At 66.1% G+C, this 14,092-nt stretch carries 9 protein-coding genes, 2 tRNA genes and 1 pseudogene; 6 read left to right on the top strand and 6 right to left on the bottom strand.

Annotated features, from left to right (window positions below; genetic code table 11):
* The first annotated feature begins 1 nt into the window (after position 1).
* From EV379_RS04115 to EV379_RS04130, 4 genes are all read left to right on the top strand, one after another.
* Positions 2–2,914 carry a UPF0182 family membrane protein gene (locus tag EV379_RS04115; RefSeq protein WP_207226189.1) on the top strand — a complete coding sequence of 971 codons (2,913 nt, stop codon included), beginning with the start codon at positions 2–4 and terminating at the stop codon, positions 2,912–2,914.
* A 169-nt stretch (positions 2,915–3,083) separates the two neighbouring features.
* Positions 3,084–3,157: transfer RNA gene (locus EV379_RS04120), tRNA-Met, on the top strand.
* 241 nt (positions 3,158–3,398) lie between these two features.
* On the top strand, positions 3,399–4,640 hold the full coding sequence (locus EV379_RS04125; protein ID WP_165397280.1) for an AI-2E family transporter: 1,242 nt from the start codon (positions 3,399–3,401) through the stop codon (positions 4,638–4,640).
* 66 nt (positions 4,641–4,706) lie between these two features.
* A tRNA-Met gene (locus EV379_RS04130) sits at positions 4,707–4,780 on the top strand.
* A gap of 497 nt (positions 4,781–5,277) precedes the next feature.
* On the opposite strand, the gene EV379_RS04135 is transcribed toward EV379_RS04130, so the two are convergent.
* Both EV379_RS04135 and EV379_RS04140 read right to left on the bottom strand, forming a co-directional pair.
* Complete coding sequence (locus tag EV379_RS04135) at positions 5,278–5,727, bottom strand: YdeI/OmpD-associated family protein (RefSeq protein WP_207226190.1); 450 nt, start codon at positions 5,725–5,727, stop codon at positions 5,278–5,280.
* A gap of 122 nt (positions 5,728–5,849) precedes the next feature.
* Positions 5,850–6,803 carry an alpha/beta fold hydrolase gene (locus tag EV379_RS04140; protein ID WP_130505024.1) on the bottom strand — a complete coding sequence of 318 codons (954 nt, stop codon included), beginning with the start codon at positions 6,801–6,803 and terminating at the stop codon, positions 5,850–5,852.
* 81 nt (positions 6,804–6,884) lie between these two features.
* On the opposite strand from EV379_RS04140, the pseudogene EV379_RS17335 reads away from it, so the two are divergent.
* Positions 6,885–7,469 (top strand): annotated as a pseudogene (locus EV379_RS17335) (helix-turn-helix transcriptional regulator); the annotation flags it as partial.
* Positions 7,470–7,635: 166 nt separating this feature from the next.
* A complete protein-coding gene (locus EV379_RS17340) occupies positions 7,636–9,957 on the top strand; it encodes an AMP-binding protein (protein ID WP_341273524.1) in 2,322 nt (773 codons plus the stop codon).
* Here EV379_RS17340 and EV379_RS04150 read toward each other — a convergent pair.
* The 4 genes from EV379_RS04150 to EV379_RS04165 all read right to left on the bottom strand — a co-directional run bounded on the left by EV379_RS04150 (position 9,906) and on the right by EV379_RS04165 (position 14,068).
* On the bottom strand, positions 9,906–10,979 hold the full coding sequence (locus EV379_RS04150; RefSeq protein WP_242616230.1) for an ABC transporter ATP-binding protein: 1,074 nt from the start codon (positions 10,977–10,979) through the stop codon (positions 9,906–9,908). The two genes, EV379_RS17340 and EV379_RS04150, sit on opposite strands and share 52 nt — an antisense overlap.
* Positions 10,979–12,466, bottom strand: coding sequence for an ABC transporter permease (locus EV379_RS04155; RefSeq protein ID WP_242616231.1), 1,488 nt, complete (start codon positions 12,464–12,466; stop codon positions 10,979–10,981). Before EV379_RS04155 ends, EV379_RS04150 begins: the two co-directional genes overlap by 1 nt.
* 65 nt (positions 12,467–12,531) lie before the next feature.
* Positions 12,532–13,575 carry an iron ABC transporter substrate-binding protein gene (locus tag EV379_RS04160; RefSeq protein ID WP_130505027.1) on the bottom strand — a complete coding sequence of 348 codons (1,044 nt, stop codon included), beginning with the start codon at positions 13,573–13,575 and terminating at the stop codon, positions 12,532–12,534.
* A gap of 157 nt (positions 13,576–13,732) precedes the next feature.
* Complete coding sequence (locus tag EV379_RS04165; protein WP_130505028.1) at positions 13,733–14,068, bottom strand: PepSY domain-containing protein; 336 nt, start codon at positions 14,066–14,068, stop codon at positions 13,733–13,735.
* Positions 14,069–14,092 lie beyond the last annotated feature (24 nt).

Below are 14,092 nucleotides of genomic sequence, written 5' to 3' on the forward strand. Positions count from 1 at the left end.
CGTGACATCCCCTGCAGCCGACGCACCCGCCCGCCCGAACCGAGCGCCGCTCGCCATCACCGTGGCCATCGTGGCCGGGCTCGTGATGGCATTCTTCGCCTTCGCCGGCCTCTACGCCGACGTGCTCTGGTTCGACCAGCTTGGTTACCTCAACGTTCTGACGACCCAGTGGATCGCCAGCTCCGTGCTGTTCCTCATCGGCTTCCTCGGCATGGCGCTGCCCGTCTGGCTCAGCATTCAGATCGCCTACCGCTCGCGCCCGGTGTACGCGAAGCTCAACGCGCAGCTTGACCGCTACCAGCAGGTCATCGAGCCTCTGCGCCGCCTCGCGATGTACGGCATCCCGGCACTGCTCGGCCTCTTCGCCGGTGTCTCGGCCGCCTCGCGCTGGGAGACCACGCTCATGTGGCTCAACCGCACTCCGAGCGGCACGACGGATCCGCAGTTCGGGCTCGACATCTCCTTCTACCTCTTCGACCTGCCGTTCCTGCACTCGGTGCTCGGCTTCGCGTCGGCCGTTCTGCTCATCGCGCTGATCCTCTCCGCCGCGACCGCGTACCTCTACGGCGCGATCCGCATCAGCGGTCGCGAGGTCATCATCTCCAAGGCCGCGCGCGTGCAGATCGCCGTCATGGCGTCGCTGTACCTGCTGCTCCAGGCCGCCAGCCTCTGGCTCGACCAGTACACGACGCTGACCGACGACAACGGTCTGATCACGGGTGCCGGCTACACCGACGTCAACGCGACGATCCCCGGCCGCGCGATCCTCGCCGGCATCGCCGTCGTCGTCGCACTGCTCTTCCTCATCACGGCCATCATGGGCCGCTGGCGACTGCCGATCATCGGAACGGTGCTGCTCATCGTCACCAGCCTGCTCATCGGCTCGCTCTACCCGTGGGTCGTGCAGCGCTTCCAGGTCGTGCCGAGCGCGAAGACCCTCGAGGCCGAGTACATCCAGCGCAACATCGACCAGACCCGCGAGGCGTACGGGCTCTCGGACGTCGAGGAGATCTCGTACAACGCCACGACGGAGACCGCCCCCGGTGCGTTGCGCGCGGACGCAGAGACCACGGCGAACATCCGCATCCTCGACCCGGCGATCGTCAGCGACTCGTTTGAGCAGCTCGAGCAGTTCCGCCAGTACTACCAGTTCCCTGACCACCTGGACGTCGACCGCTACAACATCGACGGCAAGTCCCAGGATGCCGTCGTCGGCGTTCGTGACCTGCGCCTCAGCGGCCTGAGCGATGCCCCAGACTGGGTCAACCGCACGATCGTCTACACCCACGGTTATGGCATGGTCGCCGCATACGGCAACCAGCGTTCCGTCGACGGGCAGCCGGTGTTCCTCGAGTCTGGCATCCCCAGCACGGGTTCGCTCGGCGAGTTCGAGCCGCGCGTCTACTTCGGTGAGGATTCGCCGCAGTACTCCATCGTCGGCGCGCCGAAGGGCGCCAAGCCGGTCGAGCTCGACTACCCGGCGGGTGGCGACGGCACGGAGCAGACCTACACGACCTTCGCGGGTGACGGCGGGCCGAAGCTCGACAACCTGTTCAAGAAGCTCGTCTACGCGCTCAAATTCCAGTCGGAGCAGATCTTCCTCTCCGACTCGGTCAGCGACTCCTCGCAGATCCTCTACGACCGGAGCCCGCTCGACCGCGTGCAGAAGGTCGCACCGTATCTGACGCTCGACTCCGACCCCTACCCCTCGGTGATCGACGGCAAGATCGTCTGGATCGTCGACGGCTACACCACGAGCGCCAACTACCCGTACTCGACCAAGCTCAGCATGAGCTCGGCGATCAACGACGCGCAGACCACCGCGGAGAGCTTCGCGCTCGACGACGTGAATTACGTGCGCAACTCGGTCAAGGCGACGGTTGACGCCTACGACGGCACCGTCACGCTCTACGCCTGGGACGACGAGGACCCGCTGCTCGCGACCTGGCAGAAGATCTTCCCGGCCACGGTGAAGCCGATGAGCGAGATCTCTGGCGACCTGATGAGCCACGTGCGCTACCCATCCGACCTGTTCAAGATGCAGCGCTCGATCATGGGCCAGTACCACGTGACGGATGCCGGATCGTTCTACTCGAGCGACGACGCGTGGACGACGCCGAAGGAGCCGACGCTTCCCAAGGAAGACAAGACCCTGCAGCCGCCGTACTACCTCACGATGCAGATGCCGGGTCAGACCGCACCGTCGTACTCGCTTTACTCGACCTTCATCCCTGACCAGAAGGGCGAGAGCACCCGTGACGTGCTCACCGGCTACCTCGCCGTCGACGCGAACGCGGGCGACAAGGCTGGCGTGCGATCCGAGAACTACGGCAAGTTGCGGCTGTTGTCACTGCCGAATGACCGCATCCTCGGCCCCGGCCAGGTGCAGAACAAGTTCGACAGCGACCCGGCCGTCTCACAGGTGCTCAACCTGCTGAAGCAGGGCCAGTCGGATGTCATCAACGGCAACCTGCTCACACTGCCCGTCGGTGGCGGTCTGCTCTACGTGCAGCCCGTCTACGTGCAGTCCAGCGGTGGCACCAAACTGCCGCTGCTGCAGAAGATCCTGGTCTCCTTCGGCGACCAGATCGCCTTCGAAGACACCCTCGACGAAGCCCTGAACGTGCTCTTCGGCGGCGACTCCGGTGCGCAGGCCGGTGACGGTGGAACCCAGCCGCAGGGTGAGCCGGTGCCGCCGACGGATGGCGGGACGACGCCGCCGACGGACGGCGAGACCCCGCCGCCAACCGACAGCACGACCGACGCGCAGGCGAAGGCGCTCCTCGAGGTCGCCAACGAGGCGCTCAAGGAGAAGCAGGCGGCCATGGCCGACGGTGACTGGGCGGCTTACGGAGCAGCAGACAAGAAGCTCGCCGACACGCTGGCCCAGCTGATGAGCGTGCTCGGAGAGTAGTTCCCAACCCCCGCACGAGCGGGAGTGACGCAGCCGGCCGGTGGAATTCGTTCCACCGGCCGGCTTCGTTGTTGGTGGCATGGGGGGAGGGTGCGGCGCGCCCGGGACAGCGCCGACACGGCCCTCGATTCGACGCCCTCCCGCAGCTTTGGTAACGTATCTCTTGTAGCGCGGGGTGGAGCAGTTCGGTAGCTCGCTGGGCTCATAACCCAGAGGTCGCAGGTTCAAATCCTGTCCCCGCAACAGATGCGCTCAGCGCATTAGAAAGTCCCGGTCTCGGATGAGGCCGGGACTTTTTGCATGTGCGGATGCCGCGGCCGTCGCGTGAGCCGCGTGCCATCGCCGCGCGGCTGCATCACGCAGATCATGTGATTCGGACGGCCGGGCTGATCGCTACCGTCGAGCGTGCACGGCAGTGCACGCGGTCGCGACGGCCAGCGGATGGCCATCGATGCTTCGGCGTGCTTCGAGCATCGGAGACATCATGAGGTGGACCAAGAAGCGCTCGGCGACACCCGCACCAGTGGGACCGCGCGTCGAACCGGTGCCGGATGCGGCGGAACATCCGGGCCGGCACCGCAATGCCTTCATCCTGATGGGGCTCGGAGGTGCGACGCTCGCCGCTTTCGGCCTCGGGGCGATCGCGGGGATCTTCGCACCGGTGTTCCTCGGGCTCGTGCTCACCATTTGTGTGCACCCGCTGCGGATGTGGCTGCAGCACCACGGCGTACCGCGCGGCATCGCGACGGGCACGGTCATCATCGCCGTGGTCGCGCTGCTGCTCGCCCTCGGCTACGCCATCCTCATCGCATTCGGTCAGTTCGGCACACTGCTGCATGACTACAGTGATCAGATCGTCGCGGCCGCGCAGGACTTCGCGGCCTGGATGTCGTCGATCGGCATCAGCACAAGCGAACTCGACGATCTCCTGGCCGGCTTCGACCCCGCATCCTTCCTCGCATTCGTCGGCAGTCTGATCGGGGGACTCACCGGCTGGGTGACGATCCTCGTCATCGTGTTCACCATGATCATGCTGATGGCGATGGATGCCGGCTTCGTGCCAGCACTGCTGCGCCAGCTGTACCCGGTGCGGCCGCTCGTCGTCGCGACCCTCGTCGCCTACGGTGCCAACGTTCGGCGCTACATGGTCGCCACGACGGTGCTCGGGCTCGCCCAGGGCATCATCGACGCCCTCGCTCTCATCCTCATCGGGGTGCCCGGTGCATTCATCTGGGGTCTGCTCGCGTTCGTGTGCTCCTTCATCCCGAACGTCGGCTACTTCATCGCTCTCATCCCGCCGATCATCTTCGGTGCGCTCGTCGGGGGATGGCCGACCGTGATCATCGTGATCGTGGTCTACGGCATCATCAACGGCGTCGTGCAATCCATCATCCAGCCGAGAGTCATCGGCAAGGCCGTCAGCCTCAGCCAGACGATCACCTTCTTCTCCGTGCTGTTCTGGGCGGTCGTGATCGGACCCATCGGGGCGATCCTCGCGATCCCGCTGACGTTGCTTGTGCGCCTGATCCTCGTTGACTCGAACCCCGCGATGAGTTGGATTCGGCCCATGATCGGTGAGCTCGACGAGACGAAGGTGATCATGGCCCAGTTCGACGCCGAGGAGAAGGCCGAGCGGAAGAAGCGCAAGGCGGCCGGCCACGGCGGTTCAGTCGCTCCCGCCGGTGATCCGACGGGTACCGGCTCGCCACCGGCCGCCACCGGGTGACGCAGACGCCGCCCTCGGGCGAGTGGTCTGTGTTCACCCAAACGTCAGGTAGTATTGATCTTGTAGCGCGGGGTGGAGCAGTTCGGTAGCTCGCTGGGCTCATAACCCAGAGGTCGCAGGTTCAAATCCTGTCCCCGCAACAGATGCGTTGTTCGCGAAACTATTCGCAGAACTACCCACAAAGAATCGCCCTCGAGGAAACTCGAGGGCGATTTTGTGTTTTCGGGGTGCTTTCATCTCGGGTTTCGACGTCTGCAGGATCGTGACGATGATCTGGGCCGCGCCCATGCCGCGGACGCGGCGCCGGTTCGCGGACTGGATGTCCTCGGTGCCGCCGGCCTTGATCTGGGCGTTCAGGGACTCGATCGAGTTGCGGGCGTGGGTGTGGAACGTGTCCCACTCGAGGGTGCCGTAGTCGAAGGCCTGCTGGCAGATCTTGTCTTCGAAGTCGGGCAGGTCAGCGGCGTCCACGCAGTTCGCGCAGCGGGCGGGTGACGGTCGGGCTGGGGCCGAGCGCGGGGCAGAGCAGCATGGTTCGTCCTTTGGCGTCTGCTTGCTCTGGTCATAGTTCGGAAGCGAGGTTACCGAACGAGCACTCGCGCTCAGCGCCCAAGCCATCACGTCGAAGGACACCGCGCTAGATCAGTCCCCGGGGCTTGATCCCCTGGGCTGACGAGGAAATCAGAATGTCCAATCTCTTTTGCCTCGTTTCTTCTTTCTTCGCGCTCATGACCCACCAGACTGCATCGCGCCTATATGACGGTGCGAACACCGAAAACCTCTCCCAAGCGGTCTGATGTCCCTTGAACCTCTGCTCATATGCGGCGTCTAGCTGCACTTTTCGTGTTTCAGGTGAGTAGCCTTGAGTGTCCTTTCGACTGTTGAACAGTTCCAGCCCTTCTGGCCGCAGCTTGCCCAACTGCATCAACGCTTCAGCTTTTTTGACGTTGACGGAACTCCACACGCTATTCCGCTTGCGGGGTGTGAAACGCACTTTGTAACTGTCACTGTCGACACTCTTTCTGAGCCCATCAATCCACCCAAAGCACAGTGCCACGTCGACAGCTTCAGGCCATGTCTGGCTCACTCTCCCTGAGTTCTTCTTATGAAACAGCACCCACGCTTCAGCGTCTGGCGGTGGTGTGCTTCGAGCCACTCGCTGAAGGCCTCGGCGTCGCTGAAGAATAGCGTGTCGACCATTATCGTCTCCTAGCTGGCTGGGTTCCGGTCCAACCACTCGAGGATCGCATTCGTTGTTTCGCTGCGGCGTTCCTGCTGTACCCAGTGGCCGCTGTCAAAGCTGAGCTCTTCGACATTTGGAACGAACGCAGATAGCTGCTCTGAACGGGCGACAGCGTCACGAAGACCGTAGATCATGAGAGCGGGTTGGTGGATGATGGGGTCGGCGTCTGCGAGCAAGTGCCAGTTTCGATTGAGGTTGCGGTACCAGTTGATGCCACCCGTAAACCCTGAATGTTTGAACGCGGATTCGTAGACTGCCAGTTCATTCTCACTGAGCAGAGGTTCGCCAAGAGGAGCGGTGTCTCTGGCAGTTTCGATCAGCGCCATGCCCGGTTTCGGGGGCATGAGCGGCTCGTCCCTGCGGTAGAGGTTGTTGATAAAGCGTGCGGGCTCTGCGTCGAATACCGCGTCAGCAACACCCGGCTGCTTGTTGAAGTGTACGAAGTAGTAGTCGCTTCCTAGCACCGCCTCCATGAAATCGAGCCACGGCATTTCGCCACGTGCGAGGTAGGGCAAGCTGAGCGCCACGACCCTGTCGACACGGTGTGGGTACAGCAGCGTGAAGCTCCACACGATAAACGCACCCCAGTCGTGACCGATGAAGGTTGCGCGCTCATAGCCGAAGTGGTCAAGCAGTGCCGCGAGGTCGCCCGTCAGGTGCTCGATATCGTAATCGACGACCTCTTCCGGCCTCGTTGAATTACCAAATCCGCGCTGGTTAGGAGCGATCACATGGTACCCGGCTGCAACAAGGGCCGGGATCTGAAAACGCCACGTGTATGCAAGGTCAGGCCATCCGTGACAGAGCACAATCGGGTTTCCTGCGTTCTCGTGGCCAGCCTCGAAGACTTCAAGATCAACACCATTCACGGTGATCACGGTGGCGTCAGGAAAGGGAATTTCATGCGTAAACGTGTTCATTTTTCAAAGGTAATGACATAAATAGGCCACCTATTGACCGGTTTATCTGGGAACATACAAATCGTGAAATCTGATCGTTTGGTGGCCATCCTCCTTCTGCTGCAGCGGCGTGAGCAGGTCACGGCTGCAGAGGTCGCAAAAGAACTGGAGATTTCTGAACGCACCGCTCGCCGTGATCTCGATGCCCTGGGTGTGGCAGGCATCCCCGTCTACTCGATTCAGGGTCGTTCTGGCGGGTGGCGTCTCCTGGGGGGTGGGCGCACCGACCTTTCAGGGCTCACCGCGAGCGAGGCTCGCGCCCTGTTTCTCGTTGCTGGACCAGCGGCAGCCGCGGAGGCCGCAGCGCCAGAGCTGAAAGCATCTCTTCGAAAACTCGTCCGAGCCTTGCCTGAGACGTTTCGTACACAGGCCGAGTCGGCGGCGTCTTCCATGATCGTGGATTCGCAACCTTGGGGTGCAACGGGGGCCGCAAACCCGCCGCCACCGTTCATTGACGTTCTGCAAGACGCAGTCATCCGCGGCGTGCAGGCGCAGCTCAGCTACGTTGATAGCGCTGGCAAAGAGTCCGAGCGAATCGTGCATCCCCTGGGGCTAGTGGTGAAGGACTCGCGCTGGTATCTCGTTGCTCATGCTGACGCAGGTCGGCGTACCTTCCGCCTGGACCGTGTCACTGCCGTGGTCCCAAGCGAGACCCCCGTTCACCGAGTGGAAGACTTCGATCTCACGAAAAGCTGGCGCGACCTCACCGCCGAAGCTGAGCGCCACCGTACAGTCGTCGACGTGCACGCGAACTGTGCCCCCGAAGGGCTTGGCTTTCTCCAAATCGCAGTCGGTGACAACCTCGAAATCGGGCGCCGTGCTCCACGAGATCCGCGTCGGATCCGCGCACGAGTTCGATCCCGAGCTGGCCCTCCTGGTGAGCACCTCGGGATCGACGGGCTCTCCGAAGCTCGTTCGACTCTCTCGCGAGAACCTCGCAAGCAACGCCGTCGCGATCGCCGAGTACCTCCGGCTCACCCCGTCCGACCGGGCCGCGACCACCCTGCCGATGCACTACTGCTACGGGCTCTCGGTCATCAACAGCCATCTGCTCTCCGGCGCGAGCGTCGTGCTCACCAGCCGCTCGGTGACCGAGCCCGCCTTCTGGGAGGAGGCGCTCTCGAACCAGATCACCTCATTCGCCGGCGTGCCATATACCTTCGAGCTGCTGGAGAAGGGCGGGTTCACCGAGAGGATGCCGGCGAGCATCCGATACCTGACACAGGCGGGAGGGCGGCTGGCACCAGAGGCCGTGCGCCGTTTCGCCCGGCTCGGTGAGCGTCGCGGCTTCGAGTTCTTCGTGATGTACGGACAGACCGAGGCGACCGCGCGGATGGCGTACGTGCCGGCGGAGCTGGCCGAGCAGGCTGCTGGAGCCATCGGCCGACCGATCCACGCTGGGCGGCTCCGCATCGACGCGGAGCCGGGGGCGGAGATCGGCGAGCTCGTCTACGAGGGCCCCAACGTGATGCTCGGCTATGCCGAGAGCCCGGCCGACTTCGCCCTCGGCCGAACGGTGCACGAGCTTCGCACCGGCGACCTCGCCAGGCAGCGCGCCGACGGCCTGTTCGAGGTCGTCGGACGGATGAACCGGTTCGTGAAGGTCTACGGCCTGCGGGTCGACCTCGATGCCGTCCAACGACTGCTCGCCGAGGAGGGCATCGAGACGCGCACGGCGAGCGCGGGGGAGTGCCTGCTCGTCTTCGTCCGTGTCGAACGCCAGGTGCAGGAGGCGCGCACCCGCGCCGCGGCCCTGCTCGGCATCCCCGTCCACGCCGTGCGTGCCTACCCCATCTCGGAGTTCCCGTGCACGTCGAGCGGCAAGCCAGACTTCGGTGCCCTCGTCCGCTACGCCGGTCTGCTCGACGAGCGCTCCGCGACGGCGGACGGCGACGACGACGCGGTCACGGCCGAGACCATCCGGGATCTGTACATCGAGCTGCTCGGCAACCCGGATGCGAGCGTTGACGACAGCTTCGCCGGCCTCGGCGGGGACTCGCTGAGCTACGTCGAGGCCTCGCTCCGCCTCGAGGATCTGCTCGGCCGACTCCCCAGCGACTGGCCGTCCCGCCCGGCCAGTCGGCTGGCGGCATCGCACACGCCCGGTGCAGCTGCAGGCGGCGGGGCACCAGACGCGCGCGGGCCCGAGCAGCGGACGGCCAGGCGCTCGTTCGTTCCTCGCGTCGAGACTCCGGCGGTGTTGCGCGCTGTCGCGATCGTGCTGATCGTCGCCACCCACGCCGATCTGATCGCGGTGAAGGGCGGCGCGCACCTGTTGCTCGCTGTCGCCGGCTACAACCTGGCCCGCTTCCAGCTCGCGGACGTGCCCGGTGCGACGCGGGTCCGCCGACTGCTGCGGAGTGCGGCGCAGATCGCGATTCCGGCCGTGCTCTGGATCGGCGCGGTTGCGGTGATCAGCGGTAAGTACAGCTGGACGACCGTGCTGCTCCTGAACAACCTGGTTCCAGGGGACGGCCGCTGGAACGAGCAGTGGCAGTTCTGGTTCCTCGAGGCCGCGGTGTGGGCGATGCTCGGCCTGGCCTGCCTGTTCGCGGTGCGCCCCATCGATCGCCTGGAGCGTCGGCACCCCTGGGCGTTCGCCGTCGCCCTGCTCGTGCTGACCCTCGCGGTTCGGCTTGCGCTGACCGGAATCGAGGCGCAGCGGGTCGACCGCTACACGGCGTTGCTCGTGTTCTGGTGCCTCGTGCTCGGCTGGGTCGTCGCTCGGGCGACGTCCACGGGGAAACGCATCGCGGTCTCCGTCATGGTCGTGGTCGCCACCGTCGGGTTCTTCGGCGAACCGCTCCGCGAAGCCGTCATCGTCGTGGGGCTGCTCGTCCTGATCTGGGCGCCGCAACTGCGGATGCCGCGCCCGCTCGTTCCGATGGTCCGCCTGCTGGCGGGCGCGTCCCTCTTCATCTACCTGACCCACTGGGTCGTCTACCCGGCGTGGGAGCAGTCAGCGCCCTGGCTCGGGACGGCCCTGTCGCTGCTGGTCGGGATCGCTGCGTGGTACGGCTACCGCTTCGCCGAGAGCGCCGTGGGCACCGCGCGCGCCCGACGTCAGCGGGCGACGCCGGCGCCGAGCGTTCCGGATGCCGTCGCCGCCGGGTAGAGCACGACTCCACCATCGACGCGGATGGCCACGGCGCCGCCGGCTGGGAAACGGTGAGCGTCGTACAGCGGCACCCGATGGGTGAGCGTGAACCCGTCTCCGAGGCTGAGATCGAGCTCGACGGCGCTGCCATTCTGGCGCGCGGCCACGACTCGGGCGTCGCCGTCGCCGTCCGATTCACGCACGTGCAGCTGGGCGGGGCGGAGCATCGCGCGCACGGGCTCGGTGCCATGGCTGTGGTCGTGGCGGACGTGCAGCTCACCCAAGGCGCAGACCGCCCGCGCGGGGCCGCTCGTGTGGGCAGGCAGGAAGAGGGCGGTGCCGAGGAACTCGGCGACGGCGGCGTTGATCGGCGCGTCGAACACCTCAGACGGGGGACCGGCCTGGACGAGGCGCCCGGCTGAGATCACGGCGAGCTGCTGCCCGAACGACAACGCCTCCTCCTGGTCGTGAGTGACGAGGATGGTGGTCACGCCGCTACGTTCCAACGCCGTGACCATCGCCGCCCGTGTGTGCGCCCGCAGCCCGGTGTCGAGAGCCGAGAACGGTTCGTCGAGGAGGATCACGGTCGGTGCCGGCGCAAGCGCCCTGGCGAGTGCCACGCGTTGCTGCTGGCCGCCGGACAACTGGTGCGGGTACCGGTCCAACAGCTCGAGGTCGAGCGAGGTGAGGTCCATCACCTCGCGGACTCGCGCATCCCGTCCGGGTGACCGGCGCAGCCCGAACGCGATGTTGCTGCGCACGGTGAGGTGAGGGAACAGCGCGCCGTCCTGGGCGACGTAGCCGATGCCGCGCCGATGCGCGCTGACAGTCGACACGGGGTTCGCGAGGACACGGCCGTCGAGGCTGACGGTTCCCGTGCTCGGACCTTCGAAGCCCGCGATGATCCGGAGGAGCGTGCTCTTGCCGCTGCCGGAGGCGCCGACGATCGCGAGCCGCGTTCCGCGCTCGACCGCGACGCTGACATCGGTGAGCACCGTCGTGGCGCCGAACGATTTCGACACATCGGTCAGTTGAAGCATCATCGGCTCCTCCGAGCTTTGACTTGGGCGAACATGAGCACGACCGCCGGGACGGACAGGAGGACCAGCGTGATGGCGTACGGTGCTGCCGCGGCGTAGTCGATCGCTGACGCCGCCGCCCAGAAACCGGTCGCGACGGTGCGGGTGCCTGTGGGTGCCAACAGCAGAGTCGCGGTGAGTTCGTTCGCCGCCCCGAGCGCGACCAGTGCTGCACCGGCCGCGAGGGAGGGCAGCAGCAGCGGCATGGTGACACGTAGCTTCGCCCGGAACGGGGAGACGCCCAGCGAGCGGGCGACCTCCTCGAGGTTCTCCGGAATCTGTGCGATTCCGGCCCGGACGGACACGAGCGCACGGGGCAGGAAGATGATCACATACGCCGCCATCACGGTGAACACCGTTTGGTACATGGCCGGCAGCACACGAAGAGTGAATGTCACGAGCGCCAGCGCCACGATGATCGCCGGCAGGCTGCTGGCCACGTAGTAGGCGCCCTCCAGAGCTCGCGCAGTACGGCCCGGGTAGCGGGCAGCGATCCACGCGATGGGCAGAGCGACGATGAGTGCCGCAACGGCACCGCCGACGGAGAGCGCGATGGTCTGCCACGTGGCATTCAGCAGCGGTTGCCAATCGGCGGCGTCGGTGGCGAACAGCCAACGAGCGACGTTCGCCAGCGGCACGACCACCGCGGCGCCGACGAGCCCAACGAGGGCAGCGACGACGAGCGGTGTCGCCCGGCCGAGCTCGACCCGGCCGGCCGGTTGCGGCGTTCCGCTGCCGACCCTGGCGTACCTCAGGCGTCCACGTGCAGCGGCCTCGATGACGAGCACCACGAAGCAGAGTGTGGCAAGCACCACGCCGAGTGCTGCCGCGTTCGGGCCGGCGAAGGTCGCCTGGTAGGCAACGACGATCGCGGTCGTGAAGGTCTCGAAGCGGAGGAACGCGAACGCGCCGTACTCGGCGAGCAGGTGCAGCGCGACGACAAGGCCGCCACCGAGCATTGCCAGACGCAGCTGCGGCAGGACGACCCGCGAGAAGACGCGCCATCCGTTCATCCCGAGGGACCTGGCGGACTCTTCGAGAGCGGGGTCGAGCCCGCGGAGCGCGGCCAACGCCGGCAGGTACACCAGCGGGTAGTACGCAAGCGTGGCCACGAGCAGGCCGCCGCCGAGGCCGTGGATGGACGGGATCGCACTGGCCCAGCCGTAGCTGGCCACGAACGCCGGGATCGTCAGCGGCACAACCAGCAGCACGGCGAACAGGCGCCGAGCCGGCAGGTTCGTGCGCTCAACGAGCCACGCGCCGCCGATGCCGAGGACGACCGTGCACGGTACGCCGAGCACGACCAGCAGGACGGTGTTGGCGAGCAGCTCGCCGACGCGCGGCCGGAACACCAGCTCGGCGAACTGCTCCCAGCCCATGGCGAATGCCGCCTGGATGACGTAGCCGACGGGGATCAGGGCGGCGGCCGCGAACAGTGCCGCGAGCACGACAAGGCCGACGGGGGGACGCTTCTGGTCGCGTGCCCCCGTCGGCTGTGGTGTCGTCGTCAGCGTCAGAGCAGCCCGGCCTCGGTCATCAGCTCGACGACGTCGGCACCGTTCAGTGTCGATGGGTCGATGGTCGGCGCGTCCAGCGTGTCGAGCGCCGGCAGCGGGGACCTGGCGGGGATGCCGGTGCTGACGGGGTACTCGAAGCTGTATCCCTCGCCGAGGATGGTCTGGCCGGCCGTGCCGGCGAGCCATGCGAGGAACTGCTGAGCCTCCTCCGCGTGCGTGCTGGACTTCAGCACCCCACCACCGGAGATGCTGACGAATGCGCCGGGATCCTGGTTCCCGAAGTAGTGCAGCTTCGTGTTCCCGCTGTTCTCCGCCGTTCCGGCCTGGTCGCGGTACCAGTAGTAGTGGTAAATCACACCGACGGGGACCTCGCCGGCATTCACGGCCTTCATGGTGGCGATGTTGTTGTTGTACACGGTGGCGTTCTCGTGCATGCCCTCAAGCCAGGCCCGCGTCGCGTCGTCACCCTCGACGGCGAGGACAGCGGAGACGATCGCCTGGAAATCCGCGCCGCTCGGCGCTGCACCCCACAGCCCCTTCCACTTCGGGTCCTGCAGGTCCATCAACGAACTCGGCAGTTCGGCCTCGGTGATCATCGATGGGTTGTACACCAGAACCGTGGAGCGTGCGGCGATGCCCGTCCATGCGCCGGACGATGGTCGGTACTGCTCCGGCACGAGCTCGAGCGTCGCCGCGTCAACCGGGGCGAAGAGCCCGGCGTCCTCAACGAGGGACATGGCCGGGGAGTTCTCCGTGAGGAACACATCCGCGGGGGAGGCGGCGCCCTCGGTGACGATCTGGTTCGACAGTTCGCTGTCGCCGCCGTTGCGGAGAGATACCTCGATGCCGGTCTCCTCGGTGAACGCGGCCGTCCACTCCTCTGTCAGCTGCTCGTGCTGCGCGTTGTAGATCACCAGCGCGTCTGCTGCGTCGGACGGGGTGTCGGTTGCTGCGTTCTCGCCGGTCGCGGTGCACCCTGTGAGGAGCAGCGACGCCAAGGCGACAGGGGCGACGGCTGCACGAATCAGTCGATTTCGCATGGTGAGGATGATTCCTTTTCGGTGGGGGAGGTAAGGCTATCCTAAACGCCAGCGAGGGCTCGGCGTGACCGCAGCACTCGGCGGAAAGCACGCGGGAGGGCCGCCGTGCGAACACGGCGGCCCTCCCGGTGTGCGGCCCGATTGCAGCGGCAACGCGTCATCCGTCGGCGCCGTGCTCCACGTTCGGAGCGACCCCGACGACGGTGAAGCTGTTGTCGAGCCGCACGTCGACAGATCCTCCGGAGTCGAGCTTCAGCTCGATCTCGTACGCGGCCTCGTCGCCACCGGCCTCCGACTCGGTCACCGTGCCGGCGCCCGCCGCAGCGACGGCAGCCGCGGTCGCCCGCTCGAGCGCCGGTCCGGTGATGGCCGTAGACGAGTCGCTCGGGCTGTCGGTCTCGCCCCCGGTGGTCGCGAGCGCCGCGACAGTGCCACCGGTGATGAGCACCGCCCCTGCAACTGCAGCCGTGATTCCGATCATTCGTTTCCTCATGGCATCGTTCCTTTCGTTGAGAAC

It is taken from the genome of Microterricola gilva (genome assembly GCF_004217495.1).
Classification (GTDB): Bacteria; Actinomycetota; Actinomycetes; order Actinomycetales; family Microbacteriaceae; genus Microterricola; species Microterricola gilva.